Genomic DNA, 24,776 nt, shown 5'->3' on the forward strand with positions numbered 1-24,776 from the left:
TGAGGGAAAATGAAAGAATTTAGTAAAAAATTACTATTTGCTGATTATATTATAGCAGTTATTTTGATAGTAGGTTTTTTTATTTGTATTGCTTTAAATGGTATGTATGTAAAAGAAGCATACAATTCTATCATTAATAGTGGAATAGATATTTCTTACTCTTCCATTCCACAGTTATATAATCTTGATGGTTTTGGAATTCTACTCGGAGCTTGGGTGGCACAGTTAGGTTTGTCATCAGGCGCATATTATTTAATGTCTCGTAGCGACCATAAGATTCAATTACCTATGGCAATGTTAAATACTATGCCAGATGAGATTAAATCACAGTTGGATTTGAATCAAGTTATAACAACCGTACTTTCAACAACTGATAATTAGAGGAGGATTTTTATATATGACAACTACTATGTTTCTAATTCTGCTTTCTGGGTTCTCTGTAATAAGTAGTCTTGTAACTGAAGGTATTAAAAATGTCGCAACAGATAAAGTAAATTTGTCTTATAATATTGTTGCACTTATTACTGCTCTTATTGTAGGAGGCGGAGGCACTGCTGTATATTATCAGCTAAATGCTGTTCCTTTTACTGTAAATAATGTTATTTATGCAGTCCTAATGGGATTGGCAAGTGGCTTGGTATCTATGGTGGGATTCGATAAGGTTAAACAAGCAATTGTGCAAATCACAAATAAGAAAGGCTGATTTATGGAATGGAAGAAATATTAACTAAATACCTAATAGATATTGATCCAATGATAATTGTAATTGCAGTTATAATTCTGATTTTTATAGGTTGGATTATTGTAAAGAATAGAAAAATAATTTCTGATTTTTTTGATGATTTATACAACAGAAAGAAAAATAAAGAAGAGTTACTACAAACAATAAAAAATAATCAGTCTGCAATCAAAGAAATAATGGATAACAGAGTGCATGATCGTGAACAATCATTAACCATTCAAAGAGAGTTAACTGATGCACAGAATAAGCTTTCAGAATCAATATTTAATATTTCCAAGAAAATAGATGATATGAAACGTAATACAGATGAGCGATTTATGGAAAGCGAACGAAAGAACAATAAGCGGATCAGGGCTGAGTTAAAAGACAAAATAAGTCAATCTTATCGGTATTATCATGAACTTGGGAAAATCAATGATATGGAGTTAGAAGCTCTGGAAGATTTGATTGAGGAATATGAAGAAGCTGACGGGAAAAATTCATTTGTACATTCAGTTGTACAAAAAGAAATGTATACATGGGAAAAGATTGAGCGAATGTAAATATAATTGAAAGAGCAATTTCATTGTGAGGTTGCTCTTTTTATTTGGAGAAGTATCTATATGAATACCAATAAATTGATATAGGTATTTCACATACCAAAATGTCAGAGGTTATTGAACTGGCATTATTATAGAACAAACTTATATGGGTCGCTCCCAGATAAAAGTGGTGGTCAAATCTCCTACCACCACTCTGTTCTATTTTTAGGAAATTTTAGGAGATGAATGTAGAAATAGAAATTGGAACTGAAAAATATTTTTTAATGTAAAGGAGATTTATAGTTATGTCAATAGCTGATGAATATAAACAATTTTATACACAGATGTTAGAAATACAAACAAATTTTATATTAGATTATTATAAAAAGATGTTTGAAAAATTGAATGTTCAAGATTTTCTATATTTATATAAGACGTATTGTTTACATTCTACATCATCACATATAGAATATGTTTATTTTATGTATAACGAAGTGACAAATCTAATAAAAATAGGAAAATCAGAAAATCCTATACAAAGACTACGCTCTATAAATACTGTATTTAAAACGCAATTTGGACTCGAAGATAAAATACACCTTATCAATTTGATTTGTGTTCCATCAGGAAAATCTTTATGTCTCGAAAAACAGATTCATGAAAAATTTAAAAATTATAGAAAAAATGGAGAATGGTTTTTGCTAAATAAAAATCAAGTTTTTAGTTTGTTAAATTCTCCTATTATAAAAATGATATTTGATGACAATCTACATATCTATTATATTTATGATGAGGATTTTAAACAAGAATATTCCTTTCAATTACCATCAAAAAAAGAACTATATGAATTCGCTTTAGATACTTTGGACAATTACACGATTGAAATTGCACTAGGTAATTTAGAAGCTGCGTTAGTAATGAAAAAATACATACATTCATCAGTTTGTAATGGACTAGCTAATAAATTTTTTGGTGTTGATATAAGAACTATGGATACACCATTCTCAATAAATACTAACAAACATTCATGGGATATATTTAAATGGATGTACATAAATAATTATATATTATTAAAAAATGAAAATGGCAATAGCATCCTATTTTCAAAAGAAAATATGGAATATGTATATTATGAAGAAAAAATAATAGATTTGCTTAGAACAGACGGATATTATGATGCTGTAACTGAATAGATAAAATCGCTACTCCACTATCTATTAATTATGGATAGTGGAATTTTTATGTAAAGGAAGTGACTTTTATAAAACTTGTTATAGATAATGATACTATTGAAAAATATAATCAATACTATTTTTCACAACATCCAAGAGCTACTAAAAAGCAAATAGATAAGCCCAGGCATCCATCAATAAATCAATGGTGTATACTTCCGAGAATGCAAATGAACGCACTAAAGCAGAAATGGAAATTGTTTGGTTGTTGGTTAATAAATGAATTAGGATATACAAACATGAAATTAGACAGTTTTGATATTATCATGACTGTCTTTTTTGATACTAAAAGAAGGCACGATGTTGATAATCAAGTCCCAAAATTCCTCTTGGATTCGTTTACAGAATCAGGTTTTATTGTAGATGACGATGAAAAGCATTTACGTTCTCTCACCTTAAAAACTGGATATGATAAAAATAATCCAAGAACAGAAATTGAGGTAATAATCAATGACTGATCCACAAATCAAACAATATCTTGATGAAAACAACTGGTCTGTAGATGCTCAGGACTGTTTAATGAAAGTATTAAACACAAGTTCTCAGATTATAAGTGAAAAATATAATTTTAAAAAAGGAATGATGACAATCATCACACCAGACAATAAATTTATTTTTAAATGGAATTTAGGAAAACCAGAGGAGGAATAGAATATATGATTACGTTACTTAGAACAATAAGATGTTGGCAGTTAAGAACTAAATGGCAACTTGCTATTTGGCAGTTTATTGACAAACAAGCAATGGAACTTATTAAAAATCCAGAGGAACTTGAAAAGAAATTTGTGGATTCTCTGACGAAATTGATTCATGAATCAAATAACAAAGCAGAGACATAAAATGTCTCTTTCAAAGGGATTGGAGGAATATAAAAAATGTATGGAAATACTTATAGAGTAACAGAATGGAATAAAGAGTTAGGTGAAGATTTAGTATTTACAAAAAAAGAAATACTTGAAATCCTCAAATCTCAAAAAGTATCGCTTTCAAAAACGAGATGTTTATTTGATTGTATCATTCGAGAAATCGAAGATAATAATCCAATTACACTATAAAACTTATATTGTGATATTTCTTTTGTACATTTTCAGAAATAATATTTTCAACTTCTACAATTTGATTAATTCTTTCTGGAATCAATTCTTTGTCACATTGTAATATATTGTTTTGCTTAATATATTCCATTAAAAGTTCGTGTACAAAATTTTTACCTTGTTGCGTTGTTACCATGAATACGCCCTCCATATAATTGATATGAAAATTATAACACTGTAAGTAAATAAAGTAAATGAAATATTACCACTCTCACTGTCTTGTGAGGGATTATTTTTCTGTAAGGGAATAAATAATGCAGAGAAATAGCACCGTATCACTACGATGCTAATCTCTTGAATCTACTTCCACTACTACTCTCCTACTGATGAATTGGACTATTAGTTACTGATGATGTTCCTGTGGGTTATTGTTTTCATAGAAAGAACCTGATATATCAAATCCTTTCAACAGCCCAAGGTGTATATGGAATTCTTTTGTGTCCTTGGCAAGAACAAGACTTCCAATATAACATACAGCTATGAGCAAAATGATCACAATAACCAATGTCATAAAAATCTCTACCATTCTTCACCTCCCTTCTGTACTTGACATACAAGAAAAGGAGATAAGACTGGGAGAATCCCAAGATATGTTGTTTATACACGAGAATATCTTTCGTCCTTTCTGGTACTATGTACCTCAGTAGATTTTGTGCCATAAGGCACTCCCACAGACGCTTTAGTCAAGCATATAGCCGTGCTATCGAATCATAATGTGGTCATATGATCGCATATGTGCTTGGAAATATTATAATATTTTATTTTCTAAAAGTAAATACAGATTGGATGTGATTTATGGCTACAATAATAAAAACACCTAATGACTTAAAAAAGATAAATGTTGTCTGCGGCAAAGCCATTAAAAATGCATGTAACAGACTTTTGGGAAGTCTTCAGCAAATTATTGATGAAGAATTTTATGATGTATTTGAACCTGACTACTATCATAGAACATATCAGTTCTGGCGATCTGCAATAACTAAGATGCTTACTAAAACTTGTGGACAGGTTTTTATTGATAAATCTAAAATGAATTATAATAGTTTTTGGACTGGCGAAAAACAATTACATGCTGCAAATATCGGCAGTCACGGCGGATGGATTACAGATGAAACAAAAGAACACCGTTTCTGGGAAGTGTTTATAGATTTCTGTGAGGAGAATTGTATTGATATATTATTAGAAGAACTACGAAAACAAGGTTTGAAAATTCGGTAAAATTAAATATTTGCAACTACTACCGCCCTTCTATCGGCGGTATTTTATTGTCAAAAACACAAGGAGGTATTTGTATATATGGATGAATTTTTGATATTACTTCAGGCAAAATTAGATGAAGCAAAATCAAAAGGAAATATTAATTCTGATGTTGATAAGATTCAAAATCAGATTGACAAATTAAAGATTCAAGCAGAGATTGATCCAAAAAGTATTTCTAATATTCTAAAACAATTAGAATCTGTTCTGAATCAAAAAATTAATATTTCTAATATTTCTTTTGATTCTAAGATTGGTCTACAAATTGGAAATAACATTGTTCAGAATGTTACTGACGGCATTAGTAAATCAAGTGGTAAAGTTAATGCAGAAATACAAAAAATTGCAAATCAAGTCAATAAAATTCAACTTTTATCGAATGGGGGAATTAAGAATGATTATCCTACACAGATTGCAAAGATAGAAGGAAATTTTAGAAGTCTTGGTCTAACAGAAGATGAAATTCAAAAGAAAACATCTAATGTTTCAAATGTTTTTGATATTTTAAAAACTAGAATAAATCAACCATTTGATGAAAGTAATTATCAAGAAATTATATCTTTGAATGATAAATTACAGAAAGAATTAATTGAGTCTGGTAATGAGTACACTAAGCTTCAATCTTCTGCTAAGGGTTTTACTTCTGTCCAGCAAAGACTTAATAAAGCAAATGCTATTGAAGCTTGGAATCAGAAAAATACCGCCGCAACTAAACAAGTTATATCTACTAATGAAGCATATATAGCGAGTTTACGTGATCTTAATTCGCAGATGACAAAAATGCAATTTAATGAAATTTCTGATGGATTTAAAAAAGCAGAAAATTCTATGCGTGGTATTGGTAGACTTGGTGCTTCATTAAAGGATCAAATGTCGCAGGCTGCACAAAGTTTTACTCAATGGCTTTCTGTAAGTTCTGGAGTAATGGCATTAGTCTATCAGTTACAGAAGATGCCTAAAGCGGTATATGAAATTGACACTGCAATGACCAATCTTTATAAAGTAACTGATGAGACAGAAAAGAAGTATGTTCAGTTTTTGGACTCCGCAAGTGAATCAGCTTATAATTTAGGTCGTTCAGTATCTAGTCTAGTTGAGCAAACAGCAAACTGGGCAAAATTAGGATTTTCACTTGATGAGGCAAGTAAGCTCGCAGAAATTTCTTCTATTTATGCTAATGTTGGTGAAGTTGATGATGATACGGCTGTATCTGATCTTGTAACTGCCATGAAAGCGTTTAATATAGAAGCTGACAATAGTATAACAATTGTAGATTCTCTAAACCGTTTAGGAAATGAATTTGCTACAGATGCAAAATCTTTAGGTGATGGACTTCGTAATGCTGCTTCTTCCATGGCAGTTGCAGGAAATGATATCAATCAAACCCTTGCGATTCTAACAGGTGGGGGAGAAATCACACAAAATGTTGGTGAATTGGCTAACGGTCTTCGTGTTGTTAGTATGCGCTTACGTGGGATGAAGGGTGAACTTCAAAGTATTGGAGAAGAATATGAAGATATTGAATCGATAAGCAAGATTCAGACCCAGATATATAATTTATCAAAGGGCACTGTAAATATTTTTAAAGATGATGGATCTTTTAAGTCTACATATGATCAGTTAAAAGAAATTTCAGAAATCTATTTTGATCTTAGTGATTCCGATAGGGCTGATCTTACAGAAATAATGTTTGGTAAAAATAGAGCCAATCAAGGTGTTGCTATTTTACAAGCATTTAAATCTGGACAAATCCAAAAAGCATATGAAGCATCTGCAAATGCTGCTGGTTCAGCAATGCAGGAGCAAGAACGTTGGATGGGTTCATTAGAAGCAAAGATTCAAAAACTTGAAGCCGCTTTTCAATCTTTGTCAAATACTGCTCTTGACAGCGATTTTCTTAAAGGATTAGTTGATATTGGGACAACAGGAGTAAAAGCAATTGATTCTTTAATAGATAAACTTGGTTCTTTAGGAACTATTGGACTCGGTGCTGGATTATTTAGTTCCATAAAAAACGTCGGTATGGCTTAATTATATTAGTATGTCATCAACACTGTTGAAATGTTGTGAATGTGCCGACAGCATAGTTTTTGATTCTTGTGGCAAAGACAAGAAGGTTCTATGCCTGTCATGAGATACATGATAGTAAATAAAATACATACTCATTCGTATGTAGGTCGATATGGTCTGAATAGACTCTTTGTGATAATACAAGGACGGGGAATCTTGTGCCTATCACAGTAATGTGATACTAAATGAGATCCGCAGGGAAGCCTCTCTTTATACTCATTTGTATAATGATGAACCCTCACTGTAATGAAATGGCTACAGACGGTTAGATGCAACGCTGCCGTAAGAATATACATTCGATACTATGCTGAGATATGACAGTATATTATTCAGTAGGATTCTTATCTCCTACTTTCATATCGTGGATGATAAGAATATCTATTTTGGAGTGGAGTCTAAAATAGATGAAATAGAAATAAAATAATAAAAGGACTACCAGAGTGGAATCCAGTAGTCCATATCACCGATGTAATTTCGTCTCAAACGAGACATCCTTAACATTGGCTTTTGTGTGAACATCTTTGTATGTTACCAATGTATTGCATAATTTACATACAATCTTGTATATGTAAGGCATTACAAATCGAATGGTAATATAAAAGAAAATGAAACAAGATAATACGCATACCATCCCATATAAAGATTCACACTCAACAATACTTTCAATTATATTTCCCATGAGCCACCTCCGATAATTCTGTTTTTGTTGTAAATATCATACTATTTGGTGGCTTGTGTGGATCAAGCTGATCTCGCTGTGGAGGCGAGTTTTTTGGAAGTGGTTATGGAATCAAATCTTAGTATCGTAATAATTATTATATCATATTTTGTAAATTTGTGACATAAAAATTTTGAATATTTTTTTATTCTAAATATTGACATTTTATTAAAAATGCACTACTCTAAAAATATGATTTTTTAATATTTCAAATTTTCGGAGGTGTCATATGGATTATACTTGTAGAACTAAAACACTACAGGCTCTTAACAAGGCAATGGAAAAGGGAACCATTCTCCTTTCTCATAAATTGCAACGTCCTGAAGGACAATGGAATCGCAAACAGAAAACGGATTTAATTGATTCTCTTCTTCGTAAATACCCTACTAATCCAACTTACGGTATTAAGCAAGATGGTGTCGTTTCTGTAATTGATGGCGTACAACGTTTAAGCTGTGTGCGTGATTTCCTTGGGGATAAGTTTGCATTGTCAAAAGATATGGAACCAGTACTTATAAACGATGAAGAAAAATCATTAGCTGGTTTAAAATTCAGTAAATTAGATGAAGATACCAAAGATATAATCCTTAGCTCAGAATTACAAATATATGAACTTACTGATTGTACGGAAAAAGATGTTCGTGAAATATTCCGTAGACAAAATGCTGGCAAACCATTAAACGCAAAGCAATTAAGGATTGTCAGAGAATCTGATGAATTTAGCGAGATTGTTTACTCTCTTGCTACTCATCCATTTATGGACAAACTCATGACAAAGGCGCAGCGTAAAAACGGCACTGACAGGGATTTAATTATTCAAACTTTGATGCTGATTGAAACGAATAATGAAAATGATTTCACTTCATTCAGAACGAAAGATATTGATGTTTTCGTAGCATATCATTCCGATTCGATTTCACAGGATAAGGTTGATATACTGAAAACAGCTATGGATAAATTTAATGAGGCATTTGAAACGATAAAAGTGAAACAACTTAATATCCCAATGATTTTATTTGCATCATATAGGTGTGTAAAAGACAAAAAATCATTCTCAAAATTGATAGAAAGTATTACACAATTTTTATCTGATTATACTGACACAGAGAAATTGCAAGACTACAAGATATTTTGTCAATCAGGAACATCTTCTACTGAAAATGTTAGAGGTAGATTAGATTATTGGAGGAAAATTATTAGAGAATTATAAAATAATAATATTATTATTTAAAGCAACTGCTGTTATTGGCAGTTGTTTTTTATTGTAAAAAAGGAGGCAAATTAAATATCGGAAAAATATTTTTAGACAACCTTCCTCGTAATTGGAAAGGAGTAGATTGGAAAAATACAATAAATTACAAAGTTCGTTTTGTATATAATGAGTTAGAAGATGAGTTTAAAATCATAGACTATATAAGAGGAGAAAAATATCAAAATAAAGTTGTAGTAGATTATAAAGGAAAAATTGTAAGCGTACCAGTTTCAGTAATAGATTCTAATAAAGGATTAGGGAAAATCACTGGAAAACATTCAAAACAGTATAGATATACATTGGGAGAAAACTTTAAAGATAATCATCGTGATCTTACAATATTAAAACAAGAAACACGTCTTATAAAAATGCCCAAACGAACCGATAAAGTGAGAGGATATGTCTATAAATGTAATATTTGTGGATGGGATAATGGATGGATGCCGGAAAATATGATTTCCAGAGGTAATGGATGCACTTGTTGTTCTGGAAGCATTGTTGTGGAAGGAATAAATGATATACCAACTACTTCCCCTTGGATGATAAAATTTTTCCCAAATGGATATGAAGATGCAAAATTATATAGTAAGCGTAGTGACATTAAAATATTTTTTAAATGTCCATATTGTAATAAAATAAGCACCAAGAAACGCTCCATTAGTAATTTATATAATACAAAAACTATACCATGTAAATGTAATGATAATTTATCATTCATAGAAAGATACATGCACTCTCTTTTAGAACAATTAATTTCTAGCAATCAAATTGATGATTATTTATCAGAGCATAAGTATGATTGGTGTAAATATTATAATCCATTTACTAATAAGAACACATTTGGTATTTATGATTTCGTAATAGAAACTAAAAAAATAATTATTGAAACAGATGGTGGTTTTCATAGAATTGATAATAAAATGTCTGGACAGACAAAAGAAGAATCACAATTCAAGGACTCTAAAAAAGATGAGCTTGCATTACAACATGGTTATAAAATAATTAGAATCACGGATATTGGTGATTTCCGTGATAATATTTTGAAAAGCCAGTTGGCAAATATTTTTGATTTAACAAACATTAATTGGAATAAATGTTTAGAAGATTCTTGTTGCAACTTAACCAAAAAAGTATGTGACTATAGAAAAGAACATCCAAATTTAAGTGCAGCATCAATATCAAGAATTTTTCACTTAAATGCCGATTTAATTAGGAAATGGTTAAAAATGGGAAATGAACTTGGTTGGTGCGAATATGATGGACTTTTAACAAAAAAAGTATTATGTTTGGAAACTATGAAAGTTTATAATAGTGCAAAAATTTGTGTTAATGATATGAATAAACAAGATAACCGTATTACAGTTGTTGGAATAAGAAATTCTTTACGAACAAATGGAAAAGTTGCAAATTATGGTTTTCACTACAAATATGTTGAAAATACTTAAAAAAGAATTTCATCGTGACATATGAAAATAATGAGGAATATAAGCAGTACGTCCAGTCTGGTACAGGTTCAGCAGAGAATGTAAGAGGAAGATTGGATTATTGGAGAGGACTTATTAAGACGGCATAGATTTTTAAGGAATTATATGGACTGGTAATTTTTTTACCAGTCTTATTTTATATGCTTTTGTTATAAACATATGTTCCAATAGATTTTTGCACTCTCTTGTCGTATAATAGTGGAAAATACTAATTTGCGATTGGAGATTCTACAAATTGGATAAAGACTTAGATACATCAAATCTTGAATTTGATTATATTGACAAAACTGGATTTTATACAAAAAACACTCAATTAAATAAAACAACACGAGCAACAAATCAACCAAAAATATTAAATGGTGTGTTACAACTAATAGATAATATGAATTGTATAATTCGCCAACTGAATGCATACGACTCCTCTTCCATCCTCATTGCAGAATCAAATTGGATGAAGAGAAATCATTTTAAAAAGTATACTCCAAGCGAGAATGCACCTAAAAAAGTTTTATTTGGACAAGTATGCACTATTGACTATGGGAAAACATACAAAGGCGAAATTGGATATATACATCCTGGTTTATGTGTAGGAAAGAAAGATGAGAAATATTTAATAATTCCTATGACAACTGGGAAGACATGGAGAGATAAATGTTATCATCCAATTCATAATCCGAATATGACTAAAGAAAATAGGCAGTGTTGCATTTCAGAAGGATTTGTAAAAGATGGCGTGTTATTAATGAATGACTCAAAATTTATTTCTGGTGGCAGAATATTGGAACTTCATGAGATAATACAACCAAATATATTAAAGGAAATTCAAGAACAATTATTTTATATTATGTTTTCAGATATTTATAAAGATTATGTAAATATCAATAAAGAAAACTTAAAATTTCAAGAATTAAATACTCGTCAAAAGAATAGGATAGATAATATGGAAAAGCAAATATCTAATCTAAAAAATCAAAATGAAAAATTGTCAAAAAGAGTTCATACTTTGGAATCCGACAAAACATCGGATAAAAATGATGAATAAACTGTTGACATTGGGTATATACTATTGTATAATGTTGTTTAATGAAACAGGAAGTTTCACGGAACAATGTTATACCCTACAGAGTCCTGCCTATGAGTTGTTTCTGCCATTGGGTTAGTTAAACAGAATTTAGGTGTGAGGCTCACGGAGAACAAGGAGCATGAGTGCCTATTGGTACTGATGCTCTTTTTCTATATTGGTAAATAGTGGTTCTGAGGCAACAACCGTAAGGCGGATTACACGAATGTGGATCTCGTTTTGATTTCTTTATTCGATACTTAGCGGTTGAGATGTGAAATCAGAGAAGTTAGCCTATCGTATCACTATTTACAATGCAACTTAAAGCATCTACTTCCAAGTAGGTGCTTTTTATGTTGCATTACTCTTCTACTGTTATTTTGTATATATAAATAGCACACAAATATTTTAGAAAGGAAGTGATCCCAAATAACTTTGTATTTCATTCCCTAAATAATATGCATAAATTATCCCTAACACTGTAAGGATAACAAAAAACAGCAACATATTCTTTATCGAATGAATATCTCTGCCCATGTTGATAAGAATTTCATCTTTATCTATTTGTTGCTTTTGCTCTGCTATTTGTTGTTCATGTTTTAAATTTTTGTAATACTCTGTTCTGTCTGATTTTAATATGTCAGATGCAACTTTAACTGCTAATTCTGTATATCCACTTTCAGGTTTAGCAATCTCAGATAATTCTTCATTAGACATTTTATTGTATTTTTCAAATAAGCGGCTATATTCGTTTGATTGATTTGACTGTGACATAAGTAATTCTCCTTTAAGATTTACTTTTTTGAGATTGCTTCTTTCTAAAACTTACTACAACGTATTCTTTTGATTGTACTGAGAATCTATCTCCAGCCTTCTTATCTTTACAATAAGTATGCAAAAAAGCATGTTCATCATTTGGATTGTTTGGATCAATTTCAATTTGTTTTTTATCAAAATAACTGTAAATAATAATATTTTGTTTAATAGATTTTTTATTTTCTGTATCAACATCTTCTTCTGAAGAATATTTGTTAATTAAACTATGTAACTTAACGGGATCAGAAATAACATATTTTCCCCTTTTTGAATCGGCATATAAAGATATACAACCCTCAGATTCTAAGTATTTTCTGATATTATTAATAACATGCTGAGATTTTTCATAACCACTTTCTCTTAATATGCGGACATTAAACATTTCAGACAAATACCCTGTTTCAAAAACTCTATTTTCGTAGTTCTTAATAGTTTTAAGGATATCTACAAATAGAATTTTAGGTATAGAAATACTATTGAAGTTTTTATTAAATTTCAGTTTATCTCCAACCTCTAATATATTTTCGTCTCTATTTATTGTCATTGAAACCGAATTAGAATTGATCCAATCCATTAATTTGGGCTTAAATTGTGCAAACCACTGACTGCAAATGATATAATCATTTTCATTGATCTTTAATATAGGACTTGAATAATATCTTCTGTACTGATTATTATAATTAACTTGTTCACTTATAGGAAGTTTCTTATCAACCTGTTTTAATATAGGATAACATATACCAAATGTATTATGACACCAATCTTTATCAGTGAAGCGATTAATATCATCTTCTGTGGTATGAGTTTGAAAATATGCAGTAAAATATTCTTTAGCATATTGACCAATTTTAATTTCATCAGTCGATTCTTCTAGTTTTTGTGCCGTTTCCTGTAGTTTACTGTTTTCATTGTGTAAGGAAGTTAAATCTCTTCTAATAAAAATGTGACAATTACGTTTTGGTATTTCGTATTTTTCAAGCATTTTTATAATTATATTTCTTACAAAAGTCGCACTTACATTATACTCTATGTAAATTTTTGAACCTTTTATACGAACACCCTCTCTTAATTCGCTTGAATCATAAGAAAAATATTTACACTTACGCCCTTGCATAGTTGTATCTGTAAGAAAACTTGCAAATATATCTTGATCTTTATTTAGTAGATATTGGCAACATTTATTAAATACATCTCTCCATTCATTTGCTTCAAGATATGTATTTTCAATTTCTATACCTACTGGCTTTGTATATGTAAAGTCCTCATAAAGAGTATGTGGTATATTAGTATCTGCATTAAAAGATTTGTCATTATAATTAATATAATTATTATTTGATTCAATCGCTTCCGCTGTTTGCACTTCATCTTCTAAATTATCTATTGTAATGTCGTTAGAAATATTATTAAGGTTTTGAATTATTTGTGCGACTGTTTTAGCATGATTTTTATACTCATCTACTGAATCATAATCATCATTATCAATTAGGGTTGACATTGATTTGCCTAAATCTGATTTTATATTGATTAATGTATCAACTATCAAATCAATGGCTTCACATAGGTCAATCGTTCTTTCTGGAAATTTTTGTTTGCAGAAATCAATTAATGATTCTATGTTCATAATTATCCTCCCTTAAAACAGATATTAAGAATATTTTATCACACTATGACAAATTTTGGTAGGGAGAACGTCAGTTTAACAATAAAAAAAGACTACCGTATAAATCATATCAGAAGTTGGTGTGATTTATAGAGTAGTCTTATACTCTAAAATAAACTGAAAGGATGTGATTTCATTGAACTAATTATTCTTTCACATATTCAATGCAAAATACTTTATCATCTGCACCGATAAAGGTTGTTACTATGCCTTCTTCACTTGTGCAAACAACTTTTTTACCATTTATTGTGTATGTTCCATTTTCTGTATGAACTATTTTATTATTGGAGGTTACTGTGTATTCATAGGTTTTGTCTTCTTTGAAATTATATGTGAGAATCATATCTCCAAGTATATTTGTTATAGTGGTATCTTTATATGTTATTGATAATACACCTTCCCACAAAGAAACAATATAATTATCATATATAAATCCAAGCTCACGTTGATACTTTTCATCTTTGTTTATATAGGTTATAATTTTATTATCTTTGACAGTGTATGTTCCACTTCCACTATCGGCGATATCAATATCTTCCCATAAATTATTTGTAGAATAATTTTCGCCATCAAAAGTGTAATAAAGTTCATTATTAAAAGCAGAATAATATATTGCTTATTCTAAGGAAAATCATAGAGGACGTAAGAAGAAACAAATTAATATTAATAATTTTCACCATGTTTAGAATGTATGTTCTTGTGGTATTTTGTCGAATGTTGGGGTATAATATTAATATTGACATTTTATGTCAAAATATTTTGACTTCGATTGGAGAACACTAATGAGTGTTGAACAAGACAAAAAGATACAGTCCTTATATGCTTCTTTGAAAAATGTTATGGTTCAAAATCTTGATAAAGATGAACAGGAACAATTGCTTGACTGGATGCATACTTTGATATTAGATACATCTAAAGAACGAAAATTTCAAAAAATTAATGGATTATTGAAATTACTAGATACAAAAGAATCCAAGCAATATGAAGAATTAGTTCAGAAAAAAGAATTGGTGCGACATAAAAATTATCCAACCAATTTAAAGATTGGAGATATTGTAAGCGTTAAATATGGATTTGGCTATTGTTCTGAAATTTCAAATACACATTATGGAATCGTTTTCTCTGAATATATAGCCGGACTGTACTTAATACTCCCATTATCTAGCGAACCATTAAAAAAGAAAATTTTATATTTGGATAATTTGAATCTGCCAAATAAAGACGGAATTAAAAATAAAAGATCCTATATCCAATTAAATCATGCAAAATTCATGTATTATAGGAGATTAGAAAAGATAAAGGGGAGGGGTACAATCAATATCGGTTCAGAAGAAATAAAACGTATTTCAAAAGAATTTATTGATTTCCTTAATCTTCCTATTGACACAGGCAGCAACTAATGCTATTATATAAATACACATTAAAATCTTTTTACCTACGGGTATTTAGATTGTTATATCATTTATTGTAACAAACCAATTTAAGACTCTACCTACGGGTAGGGTCTTTTGCTATACATTTTACATACAATAACTATTAATTTGTTTTTATAGAAAGAAAGGTGATTTATATGATTGTATAAAATTTTGTTACTATTACTCTTCTATCTCAAAACGTATTTCAATATTTCTTAAAATATTATCGTCAGCCATAATCAGTGTACCGTTTTTGCCATACCAAGTATAATAATCTGTTCCTAATTTATCAGATTTTAATTCAGTTTCATCAGGTTCGCCATTTAATTTGACAAGTTCTTCATATATATCTTTTGGCATCCAATGTGAAGTGTCTATGTCAAAGTCACATATACCTAACTTATTATCATAAAATACATACTCTTTTTTGCAGTCTGCTCCAAAAAAAGTAACGTTTGTATAAGTTATAATTGTCATTTTTTCATTATGCACACTAATATCATTTTCAGTAGTGTATTCTTTGGAAAGCTCGATTTCAAAAAGTTCATCTAAAGTAATTGCTGTTGAAATATTATTAAGTACCAAAGTTCTTGTAGCTTTGCTATTTTCGATTCTGTTTTTTAATTTCTGTTCCTTTGCATAATTTATACTACCAATAATAATGACTGGAATCAGAATTATTGAAAAGAATATGATTAAAAATATTTTTGATCTTTTGTCTAATTTCATAAGTCTCTCCTCGTATTTGAAATGATAGGTTAATTATACCATTGTTCTGTCAAAAAGTATATAAGCGATTCTCCACAAATCGCCGTGACTCTCCACAAGTTGCAAATATTATAGTATGATATTCAAAACAATTAACAGTTCTGTTGACGAAACAAGAACGAATGTTTTGAATAGCATTTTGACGAAATACGTATTATAATGTCATTAGTACCAAAATAAAAATATGCTGTTTGAGGAATATCATTATGATACTAAAGACATATCACGGAACAAATTTAAGTTCTGCGTTTGATATATGGCTACATGGAATAGATTTTAATAAAAGTCTGCCAAATTTGGATTTTGGTAAAGGATTTTATGTAACTGATTATAAAGAAAAAGCAATTGAACGAGCTTTAAAAAAGACAAACGATTATAACAGAAGATATAACTGTAGAGAAGACCCATATCTGGTTGAAGTATCTATTGAAGATGATCTGTGGAAAGAAATGAATGCAAAATTTTTCTACCCAAGAGAAAAAGATTGGTTCAATTTTGTTATAAATAATCGTTTAGAATTATCTTATTTGAATAAACATAATATATTTAACCATAACAAAGATAATAAATATGATATGGTTTATGGTGAAATAGCTGATGGTAAGATTGCTGAAATTGCCAATGCTATAAAAAACAGAAAACTAGAATTAAAAGATTTAAATTATTCAGATATCCTACCAAAATATGGAGTATTTTACGGCAGTCAATATTCTTTTCATACTGAAAAATCTTTATCTTGCATAAAAAACATTTCTTGTGCTATAATAAAGAAAAGAAAATCAGGAAGGAGATAGAATTATATGAGAAAAGATGCTAAACAATATATGCTATCTGTTGTTGAAACTATTATAAAAAAGTATAATTTATCTGAAATTGAATCATATAGATTGGTTAAATACTCTTTCTTATATGATTCACTTGTAAAATTTCCAGACGAAACTTTCCACGATGATATTGAAACAAATGCAGACATCATATATGGGGATTATATTTCAGAAAATCTATTAAAGATGTAAAGACTATTATAATTTTGATTTAAGGGACGTAAGGAATTGGATTATATGCAATCCAATTCCTTATTTGTATGCAAAATTGTACATAGAAATATAATAGGAAGGATGTGATTAAATTGATTGTATAAAATACTACTGCTCTTCTATCTCAAAATTATTCGTGTTCTTCCAGCTTTATAACTTTTATGACTTGTCCGATAATTCTATATTCATCTGGATACTTAGTAAAACGGTCATCATTAGTATATTCTCTTCTGTTAGGAGAATAAAAAACACCGTCCTGCTCTATTAAAAAATGTATATTACTTCATTTTATCAACAATACTTTGTATAAAGTCTGGATTGCTTGCTAAACCTTGTATAACACTGGATGAAATTATACTTAATCCAGATATGGATATGCCACCGATTTGTTTCGCTTTATTTTTAACAGCTTCCCAAATTGTATTTGGACGAATAGTTTCAAGGAATTGATGTCCATTCCACGTAATATTCTCAATATTGCATAGAATCATTTTATGGTTTCCAGTATCATTAAATTTACCTTCAATAAAATGAACTTGTCTCAGATTATAAATTGTATACCATATGTCTTCCTCTGTGTACTTATTTTTATATTTAATTAACATACACTCTGTTACCTGAGACAATGTTATAAATTCAAATGTATTATCCTTACAATTAATTGCAAGTTGTTCTTCCAAATACAAAAGTGTATCCCTTACACAATCAGGATTAAGTCTCATTTAATAACCTCCAATTTCATTATCAATTATTTTTAGAAAGTAGGTTCTATATATGTTTTATAATAACACGATTCAAATGCTAGAACAAGTTTCAGAACAGTTAGAAAAAGAAAATTATATTGCAGATATGCTTGTTCGTACACTTTATTCAAATGATGTAAATAATAGTGAATGTTATCGAATTATTAAATTGTTTAAAGAAAAAATTCTTGGGGATGTTACTATTTAAAATCCGAGTTACCTTTGTAATAGACCACTGCTTATATGTTCATATAAATCAACTCTTTAATACCATCTTCGCAACACAATGACATCTTTTGATTTCGTTAAATCCACCTATATCTTTATAATCAGGATTAATAGAACGTAAGCAATATGTCCCGTCTTCTAGTCATGTTTTCTTTTTGAAGACTACCTAATCAGCATGAAACCTACCAATGACCCTACCCTGTACTTCAAATCTATCGTTTTCAATAACGATAGGACTATATCTTTCTTGATCTGGATTCAAAGATATTAGTTTTTTAATATTTTTATCCTCATAATACTTTTTACAATATGCTGCTCCGTCATAAAAGAAAATTCCTATATCATCATTATTTAGTTCTTTTGTTTTATTGACATATACAAAATCACCATCTAAATAATCAGGATACATACTATCTCCACTTATTCTGGCGCAATAGTCAGCTTTTGAAGAAATAGGTGTTGCTGGATATAATTGCGGAACAGGGCTATCGTCTATATAAATATTTCCCTTACCTGCGGATACTGGCTGCGGATAAGTATCTATAAAAATAATTTCGCCCAAGTTGATTAGTTTATTTGTATTGTCAGAATATTGTATTGGTTTCTCTTGTTTTATATTAAATATAAAGTCTACTACTCTTCTATCCGAGTCGGTCAGATTATGATAGGCTGAGAGTATTTTCTTTTCTTCTGGTGTTATCTCTTTGCCGTTGATATACTCTTTACCAGTGATAATATAATTTACTTCACCAAGACATTCGCATATTTTTAGGAAATCATATACTTTACCTAAATTCTCATCACTTTCATAACGGGAAATCGCCTTAGCTCCATATTGTAATTTTTCAGCTAATTCGTCTTGTGTAAGTCCATTTTTAATTCTCATTTCCCGTAGCCTTGATCCAATATCTTTCATAAACTATCCACCTCTTTGAATAGAATACCATATATCTTGGTTAAAATCTATAAAAAGTAGAATTATATTGACAGGTTACATTTTATAGAATATAATTGTTTTATCTATCAAACATAGATATTGCAAAAAACGCATAAATAAGTATATGTTCTGATTGTATTACTTGGTAAATAATGGTAAAATTAAGGAGGTAACGGAGGATATGGGGATGCTTAAGTCGATTAGTTTGGAGAATTATAAGTGTTTTAAAGAAAAGACAGATATAGATATTGCTCCTCTCACAGTTTTGTGTGGGGTAAATAGTAGTGGGAAAAGCTCTATTTTGAAGAGTTTGTTGATGTTGAAACAGAGTTATGAGAGTGAATCTTCTTCTCATTCTTTATTATTATCGGGTGATTATGTTGATAATGGTTCTTTTGATGATATTATTTATCATAATAAAAAAGATGACATTAACAAGAACACAACTTTTAAAATTACAAATACCTATTTAATAAGAGATACCTCCAATGAACAAGGCAAGAACTTGGTTAAAAGACAGGATATTGTTTCTTTTAAGGAATTAAAAAGAGTATTTTATCAAATTAAAGACATTAAAAAAGTTAAATATTTCAAATTACTTATTGAAATTATTGTGGAACGTCCTAATGAATCAGAAGCGTCTTTTGAATTTTATATAGAGAGTAATATTATCAGATCATATAATATAGAATTAGAATTATTAGATTCTAACCAAAAATCTATTGATGATTTAACACATTACATTTATATAACAAAGAACGAACATTCCGAAAAAGCTGGCTGGGTTCTAAATGTTAATGGAATTCCTTCCACTAAAGGAACCATACCAACGATTCTTTGTAATTATCCTTGTACATGTTACTTTTCTGGTTTACAAATCAAAAATTTGTATGCAGATAGTATGCCAAGAGACGTTATTTATACTCTTCCAAATTTATTATCAATATTCAAAATTGCTGCTTTTCAAACAGATGGTATTAACTTTATTGCTCCATTAAGAGAACAGCCAGTAAGAAGGTATAGTTTAAATGGTAATGTTGATTCAGTTGGCATTTCTGGCGAAAAAATGCCTATGTTATTAGCAAAAGAATATAATAGTATAAAAACAGATTGTATACCTCCAATTGTGTTACAAAATGGCGAAAAAAAATATGTGAAATGGGGATTCAAAAAAGATACATTCAGTGGTTTAGTAAGAAGATGGATGAATTATTTAGAATTAGGTACTTTAGATTTAGCTAATAAAACAAATGGATTGATTTCACTTAATATTAATGAACATAATATTGTAGATGTTGGCTTTGGAGTGGGTCAAGCTCTTCCTATAATTGTTCAGGGATTGTATATGAATAAAGACCAATCTTTATTACTTGAACAACCTGAAATACATCTTCATCCAGAAATGCAACTGCAAATGGCAGACTTTCTTATTGCTCTTGCTAAAAATGAAAAAAATGTAATAGTTGAAACTCATAGTGACCATTTTATTAATAGGATTATTCATCGTGTTATGCAAAATTATGATGAATTAAACGATATTATCAAAATTTATATTGTTGAAAAGAACGAGGAAACACATAGTTCTAATGTACGTTTAAAGAAGATAGATAAATATAAGGGAACTGAAAAAGATAAGAGCAAATTCTTTTTTACTCAATATGATTCCGAAATAACAGATATTGTAGATACTGGCTTAAACAATATGATGGAGATATAAATAATGAAATTAGTAATTGACCCATCTCTTATTTGGTCTTTACCTTATGATGAGGATAATTTTAAATATTTAGATGAGCTTATAAATTTTGTAAATAAACTTTTGGTTGAAAAACATATATCAAGTGATTTGCTGATACCTCTTCTACAAAAATTAAATAAAGAGCCGTTTGATAAATACCGGGAACCAACTTCTAAAAAGAAAGAAATTGTTAGAAAGTTATTTGATTTGTTGGACACAACCGAAAGAATAATTTTGTCTGATTATAAATGTGCGGATGGGTTAATACCAAGTAGTTATATTTCTTCTTATAATGATGATGTGAATATCTATTTTAATAAGTTGATACAATATATTATTAAAAATACTATTGAATGTGTATTATTTCTATCTCCTGATAACTTTAAAATAAATGATGAAATTGCATCATTTGTTCATTACATAAGACATATTTATAAAGAAGAAAACTCATATCTTGCGATACTTATTAGTGAAGGTGTTGGGCTTAAAAAAGATATAATTATTGCTCCGACATTAGATGAACCATTACCAAATAAATGGTTGACAAAAGAATATCAAACTACTAGAGAAGAATTAATTAAATCTGGGAAAGCATCAATTGCTGCATTCTTATCACTAGGGAAAGAGGTTTCTTTAAGAAATGGGTATTTATTTGATGAATATTTAACTAAAATCAATAATGGTGCAATTAGAGAAATATTTAAGTCTAAAACTAAGCCAATTATCTATCTATCAACTGATGTTGAGCATGGGGCTATAGAAGTATTCAATAATAAACCAGAACATCAAGGAGAAAGTAATTATATTGGAGATATTAAAAAAGGATCAAAAGACCCAAAAAAACATAAAATTATATTACATAAATAAAAGGCATCTTGTGATGCCCTTTATATTTTGAAAGGATGTGATAATCTATTTAAAACTTACTTCCACAATTCCCACATTTATATGTTTTACCTGCATCGTCTACTGCTCCAACTATGCCAAATGTTGCGGTTTTCACCGCTCTTGTTGTCATAGCAATCTTTTTGATGTTAGTTGATCCGCAGATAGGACATTTAGGTATACAGCTTTGTTTGTCGTTTTCTTTTTGTATTCGGGCAAGATTTTTTGATTGCTGCTCTCCTATTTGTTTATTGTGATACTCAACAGTTTCATAATATCCTTGCTTGTTATTTTCAACTTGCTTGTTATATTCTTCTATCGAAAATAATGAGTTTGAGGAAACCTCATTCATAATAAAGTTGTTTTCACGAGAAAGTAGTTCTTCTATTCTTCTTTTTGCTCCATCAGCCGTATTAAGCATATGAAGCTCAGAATATAATTTTGACCAATTTTCATTAAAAATGTTATATTTTTGTTTCATATCTTCTGGTAGTGTTTCCATTTTTGTGCCACAAAAACTACACTTTTTTCCAAACAAAACGCCACCAACCCATCCACATTTCTTACAAAACATTACTTTTCCCATGAAGAATCACCTCGTTATTTGTCTGTATTATAGCATACAAAAAGATTTTATGCTACTCCACATAGTATAAAATTCCGAGTATTCTCCACAAATACTCTAACAGCGTATTCCACAACGCTAATTCTAATAGTATGATATTCACAACAAAAAACAAAGAATTTGCTATATTCGGAAATACAATAACAGATGTTAAGGAAAAGTGGAAAGAATTTAAAAAGGAACTTGCTAAAAATAATGGTAAATTATTTGGTGAAAACGGTGCTCTTGCGTCTTTATTCAGTGGCAAAAAGTCAAATATCTTAACACCAGAAATATTAAAGCAGTTTGATGAGTTCAAAGAAAAATTCAACAGTTCTTCTCTCAGTACTGAAGCATTAGCTGAACAAATGGAGAATGTTGACCAAAGAATCATTGACTATGCTAAAACCTGTAAAAATGGTGAAATGACCACTGAGGGATTTAAGGCATCTGTTGAAGGTATGACACTTTCAGCAAAAGCAGGTAAAGTAGCACTCCAGGCCCTTGCAACGGTTGGGAATATGTTTGCAGGATTAGCTATCAGTGTAGTAATATCTAAAGTTGCTGAAACAATTGATGAATTAGTTCACTCTGAAGAAAATCTTAGGCAATCTGCAAGTAATTTAGGTTCTGAATTATCCAATAATTCTTCTGACATTGAAGGGTACAAACAAAAAATTGAAGGACTAAAAACAGTTATAAATGACAATTCATCTTCTTTTGATGAAGTATCACAAGCCAGAGTTGACTTAATGACAATTCAGAATGAGCTGATAGAAAAATTCGGAGCTGAAAAAGGCGCTATTGAAAACATCACAACTGCAATCAATGGACAGACAGATGCACTTGATGAATTAAGTAAAAGATCTTACTTTAAAGCCAAGAATGAATTCAATGAAAAAACTGGCGGTGACAAATTTGCCGATTGGTGGACATTTGGTAATACAGATGATACACGTATACAATCTAATATGGATAAAATGGTTGATAAAATGCGACACAGTTTTTATGAGTTGCAAACAACTGGTAATGACGTATTAGATAATTTAATTGCAAAATCATATGGTCTAAATATTGTAGACGATATGTATGGTGATGGAAAACATTTTCAAGTTTATGGTACTCTTGAAGAAATCCAGGATAAATTATATGGAATACAGGAATTATCACAAGACTTTGAATTATCTACTGGATTTGAGAATGATTTTACAAAAATATCAAATGATGTAGATGATGCCCTTGTAAAATATAAAAATTTATATGATCAGCATGTACTATATGAAAAAATATTAACTGATAATCCTAATAATCAATATGATGAACAGTTTGATTTAATCAATAAAGCAAAAGAAGCATATAACAAAGCAGTTAATTCAGGAAATGAAGAAACTCTTAAAACTTCTGCTAACGAATATGCCAAAACATTACAATCTGCTATCGACCAAGCTACAAATAATTATGACTATGATGTTGCTGATTATTTTAAATCAATGTATCCAGAGTTACAACAAATGTTTGGCGAATGGCAATTTAATCTAAATTTTGAACCAAACACTGATGGGCTACAAGATAAAATATCTTCTGCACTAGATTCTATTGATGGTATATCTGATGGTATCACATCTTTCTCCGTGGAAGATATTGAAAACTTTAATCCAAATATTGCAACGCAGGAACAAATTAATGCTTATGGAGAATTAACAAATGTAGCTGAAACATATGGTCTTACAGTTAAACAATTAATCTTTCTGTTAGAAACAATGGGATTAATTCAGTCAGAAAGCTATCAGCAATTAGTAAATACATTTGGACAAGAAAATGTAAATAAACTATCTTCAGAAGATTTGGAAATTGCCTATACCATTGAAAATGCCGGTAATATGACATTTGAACAGTTACAGGATGAAATACGCAAAACTAATGAAACTGATATTTTATCATTCTCCGACCGTTTCCAATCACTCTGGGACTCTGAAGCTTTCTCCGACACAAGGAAAGAATTGCAAAAACTATCCAAAGAAGCAGGAATTGCAGAAGATGACCTCTACTCACTTGCCAGGGAAAATGAAGAACTTGCATCCCTCTTAACAAAATCCGGCATATCCGCACAGTTCGCCGCCGCATGTTTTAACCAGGTATGCAATGGCGCAGACGGTTTTTCCGCAATCACAGAGGATGCCCTTGCACTTGACCAGGTATTACACGGCATGGATGAAAGTCTGCAAAGTGCAGCGGCATCCAAATCTGCATATGACAAGGCCATGGAGCAGGATGATTACAATGCAGAGTTTGAAAATTACCAGGAAGCATACAAATCCGCAATGGAGATGTTTAAAAACGGCGATTACGGAAAACATTTCCGCTCCACAATGGAATATCTCTTAGGGGATAAATCCTATACCATGGGCATTGATGAAATGTATGATGCGGTGAAAAAATTAGGAAATGTCTTTGGTGAGGATGCGACAAATGGTCTGGAATTTCTGGACAAATTGTATGAAAAGAAGGATGTCCT

The 24,776-nt window shown here is 30.0% G+C and carries 29 protein-coding genes; 20 read left to right on the forward strand and 9 right to left on the reverse strand.

Features of this window, described 5'->3' with window-relative positions; translation table 11 throughout:
• The first annotated feature begins 9 nt into the window (after positions 1-9).
• From D7Y06_RS01215 to D7Y06_RS01250, 8 genes are all read left to right on the forward strand, one after another.
• Positions 10-381 carry a hypothetical protein gene (locus D7Y06_RS01215; RefSeq protein ID WP_120406010.1) on the forward strand — a complete coding sequence of 124 codons (372 nt, stop codon included), beginning with the start codon at positions 10-12 and terminating at the stop codon, positions 379-381.
• 16 nt (positions 382-397) lie between these two features.
• A complete protein-coding gene (locus tag D7Y06_RS01220) occupies positions 398-703 on the forward strand; it encodes a hypothetical protein (RefSeq protein WP_120406011.1) in 306 nt (101 codons plus the stop codon).
• 8 nt (positions 704-711) lie between these two features.
• Complete coding sequence (locus D7Y06_RS01225) at positions 712-1,284, forward strand: hypothetical protein (protein WP_120406012.1); 573 nt, start codon at positions 712-714, stop codon at positions 1,282-1,284.
• Positions 1,285-1,568: 284 nt separating this feature from the next.
• The gene (locus tag D7Y06_RS01230) at positions 1,569-2,456 is read left to right on the forward strand and encodes a GIY-YIG nuclease family protein (protein ID WP_120406013.1); all 888 of its coding nucleotides are present in this window, start codon (positions 1,569-1,571) and stop codon (positions 2,454-2,456) included.
• Positions 2,457-2,515: 59 nt separating this feature from the next.
• Positions 2,516-2,953 (forward strand): hypothetical protein, encoded by a 438-nt coding sequence (locus D7Y06_RS01235; RefSeq protein ID WP_243119028.1) that lies wholly within the window; start codon positions 2,516-2,518, stop codon positions 2,951-2,953.
• Entirely contained in the window at positions 2,946-3,146 is a 201-nt protein-coding gene (locus tag D7Y06_RS01240) for a hypothetical protein (RefSeq protein ID WP_120406014.1), read from the forward strand. The genes D7Y06_RS01235 and D7Y06_RS01240 overlap by 8 nt, the downstream gene beginning before the upstream one ends.
• Before the next feature lie 5 nt (positions 3,147-3,151).
• Positions 3,152-3,334: a hypothetical protein gene (locus D7Y06_RS01245; RefSeq protein WP_120406015.1), complete on the forward strand. Its 183-nt coding sequence runs from the start codon at positions 3,152-3,154 to the stop codon at positions 3,332-3,334.
• A gap of 36 nt (positions 3,335-3,370) precedes the next feature.
• On the forward strand, positions 3,371-3,550 hold the full coding sequence (locus D7Y06_RS01250) for a hypothetical protein (RefSeq protein ID WP_120406016.1): 180 nt from the start codon (positions 3,371-3,373) through the stop codon (positions 3,548-3,550).
• Here D7Y06_RS01250 and D7Y06_RS01255 read toward each other — a convergent pair.
• Positions 3,540-3,725, reverse strand: a complete 186-nt coding sequence (locus tag D7Y06_RS01255; RefSeq protein ID WP_120406017.1) for a hypothetical protein — start codon at positions 3,723-3,725, stop codon at positions 3,540-3,542. The two genes, D7Y06_RS01250 and D7Y06_RS01255, sit on opposite strands and share 11 nt — an antisense overlap.
• Before the next feature lie 207 nt (positions 3,726-3,932).
• Positions 3,933-4,115, reverse strand: a complete 183-nt coding sequence (locus tag D7Y06_RS01260) for a hypothetical protein (protein WP_120406018.1) — start codon at positions 4,113-4,115, stop codon at positions 3,933-3,935.
• A 269-nt stretch (positions 4,116-4,384) separates the two neighbouring features.
• On the opposite strand from D7Y06_RS01260, the gene D7Y06_RS01265 reads away from it, so the two are divergent.
• The 5 genes from D7Y06_RS01265 to D7Y06_RS01290 all read left to right on the forward strand — a co-directional run bounded on the left by D7Y06_RS01265 (position 4,385) and on the right by D7Y06_RS01290 (position 11,412).
• Entirely contained in the window at positions 4,385-4,807 is a 423-nt protein-coding gene (locus D7Y06_RS01265; RefSeq protein WP_120406019.1) for a hypothetical protein, read from the forward strand.
• Positions 4,808-4,885: 78 nt separating this feature from the next.
• Entirely contained in the window at positions 4,886-6,877 is a 1,992-nt protein-coding gene (locus tag D7Y06_RS01270; RefSeq protein ID WP_120406020.1) for a phage tail tape measure protein, read from the forward strand.
• Positions 6,878-7,863: 986 nt separating this feature from the next.
• Positions 7,864-8,844: a DUF262 domain-containing protein gene (locus D7Y06_RS01280; protein WP_120406022.1), complete on the forward strand. Its 981-nt coding sequence runs from the start codon at positions 7,864-7,866 to the stop codon at positions 8,842-8,844.
• Between the two features lie 35 nt (positions 8,845-8,879).
• Positions 8,880-10,331, forward strand: coding sequence for a hypothetical protein (locus D7Y06_RS01285; protein ID WP_120406023.1), 1,452 nt, complete (start codon positions 8,880-8,882; stop codon positions 10,329-10,331).
• Between the two features lie 274 nt (positions 10,332-10,605).
• Positions 10,606-11,412: a bZIP transcription factor gene (locus D7Y06_RS01290; RefSeq protein ID WP_120406024.1), complete on the forward strand. Its 807-nt coding sequence runs from the start codon at positions 10,606-10,608 to the stop codon at positions 11,410-11,412.
• 426 nt (positions 11,413-11,838) lie between these two features.
• On the opposite strand, the gene D7Y06_RS01295 is transcribed toward D7Y06_RS01290, so the two are convergent.
• From D7Y06_RS01295 to D7Y06_RS01305, 3 genes are all read right to left on the reverse strand, one after another.
• Positions 11,839-12,204, reverse strand: coding sequence for a hypothetical protein (locus D7Y06_RS01295; RefSeq protein WP_120406025.1), 366 nt, complete (start codon positions 12,202-12,204; stop codon positions 11,839-11,841).
• A 13-nt stretch (positions 12,205-12,217) separates the two neighbouring features.
• Positions 12,218-13,867, reverse strand: a complete 1,650-nt coding sequence (locus tag D7Y06_RS01300; protein ID WP_120406026.1) for a hypothetical protein — start codon at positions 13,865-13,867, stop codon at positions 12,218-12,220.
• Between the two features lie 184 nt (positions 13,868-14,051).
• Positions 14,052-14,312, reverse strand: a complete 261-nt coding sequence (locus tag D7Y06_RS01305; RefSeq protein ID WP_147415559.1) for a hypothetical protein — start codon at positions 14,310-14,312, stop codon at positions 14,052-14,054.
• Between the two features lie 376 nt (positions 14,313-14,688).
• Between D7Y06_RS01305 and D7Y06_RS01310 the strand changes: the two genes are divergently transcribed.
• Positions 14,689-15,306: a hypothetical protein gene (locus D7Y06_RS01310; RefSeq protein ID WP_120406028.1), complete on the forward strand. Its 618-nt coding sequence runs from the start codon at positions 14,689-14,691 to the stop codon at positions 15,304-15,306.
• Between the two features lie 195 nt (positions 15,307-15,501).
• Here the strand turns inward: D7Y06_RS01310 and D7Y06_RS01315 are convergent, their stop codons facing one another.
• Positions 15,502-16,050 (reverse strand): hypothetical protein, encoded by a 549-nt coding sequence (locus tag D7Y06_RS01315; protein WP_120406029.1) that lies wholly within the window; start codon positions 16,048-16,050, stop codon positions 15,502-15,504.
• A 245-nt stretch (positions 16,051-16,295) separates the two neighbouring features.
• Between D7Y06_RS01315 and D7Y06_RS01320 the strand changes: the two genes are divergently transcribed.
• Both D7Y06_RS01320 and D7Y06_RS01325 read left to right on the forward strand, forming a co-directional pair.
• Complete coding sequence (locus D7Y06_RS01320; RefSeq protein WP_120406030.1) at positions 16,296-16,883, forward strand: DUF3990 domain-containing protein; 588 nt, start codon at positions 16,296-16,298, stop codon at positions 16,881-16,883.
• A 6-nt stretch (positions 16,884-16,889) separates the two neighbouring features.
• Positions 16,890-17,105 carry a hypothetical protein gene (locus tag D7Y06_RS01325; RefSeq protein WP_120406031.1) on the forward strand — a complete coding sequence of 72 codons (216 nt, stop codon included), beginning with the start codon at positions 16,890-16,892 and terminating at the stop codon, positions 17,103-17,105.
• Between the two features lie 299 nt (positions 17,106-17,404).
• Here D7Y06_RS01325 and D7Y06_RS01330 read toward each other — a convergent pair whose 3' ends face one another.
• A complete protein-coding gene (locus D7Y06_RS01330) occupies positions 17,405-17,848 on the reverse strand; it encodes a DUF2513 domain-containing protein (protein WP_120406032.1) in 444 nt (147 codons plus the stop codon).
• Between the two features lie 52 nt (positions 17,849-17,900).
• Here D7Y06_RS01330 and D7Y06_RS26420 point away from each other — a divergent pair, with 52 nt between their 5' ends.
• The gene (locus D7Y06_RS26420; protein WP_199714593.1) at positions 17,901-18,077 is read left to right on the forward strand and encodes a hypothetical protein; all 177 of its coding nucleotides are present in this window, start codon (positions 17,901-17,903) and stop codon (positions 18,075-18,077) included.
• Positions 18,078-18,263: 186 nt separating this feature from the next.
• On the opposite strand, the gene D7Y06_RS01335 is transcribed toward D7Y06_RS26420, so the two are convergent.
• The gene (locus D7Y06_RS01335; RefSeq protein WP_120406033.1) at positions 18,264-19,013 is read right to left on the reverse strand and encodes an XRE family transcriptional regulator; all 750 of its coding nucleotides are present in this window, start codon (positions 19,011-19,013) and stop codon (positions 18,264-18,266) included.
• Positions 19,014-19,215: 202 nt separating this feature from the next.
• On the opposite strand from D7Y06_RS01335, the gene D7Y06_RS01340 reads away from it, so the two are divergent.
• Both D7Y06_RS01340 and D7Y06_RS01345 read left to right on the forward strand, forming a co-directional pair.
• Positions 19,216-20,751, forward strand: a complete 1,536-nt coding sequence (locus D7Y06_RS01340) for an AAA family ATPase (protein ID WP_120406034.1) — start codon at positions 19,216-19,218, stop codon at positions 20,749-20,751.
• Between the two features lie 3 nt (positions 20,752-20,754).
• Positions 20,755-21,639, forward strand: a complete 885-nt coding sequence (locus tag D7Y06_RS01345; protein ID WP_120406035.1) for a hypothetical protein — start codon at positions 20,755-20,757, stop codon at positions 21,637-21,639.
• Between the two features lie 49 nt (positions 21,640-21,688).
• Here D7Y06_RS01345 and D7Y06_RS01350 read toward each other — a convergent pair whose 3' ends face one another.
• The gene (locus tag D7Y06_RS01350) at positions 21,689-22,243 is read right to left on the reverse strand and encodes a hypothetical protein (RefSeq protein WP_120406036.1); all 555 of its coding nucleotides are present in this window, start codon (positions 22,241-22,243) and stop codon (positions 21,689-21,691) included.
• 131 nt (positions 22,244-22,374) lie between these two features.
• Here D7Y06_RS01350 and D7Y06_RS01355 point away from each other — a divergent pair.
• Positions 22,375-24,776: hypothetical protein (locus D7Y06_RS01355; RefSeq protein ID WP_147415560.1), on the forward strand; the 2,402-nt coding region annotated here is incomplete at its 3' end.

The sequence above is a fragment of the Roseburia sp. 1XD42-69 genome, assembly GCF_003612565.1.
In the GTDB taxonomy this organism is placed as follows: Bacteria; Bacillota; Clostridia; order Lachnospirales; family Lachnospiraceae; genus Roseburia_B.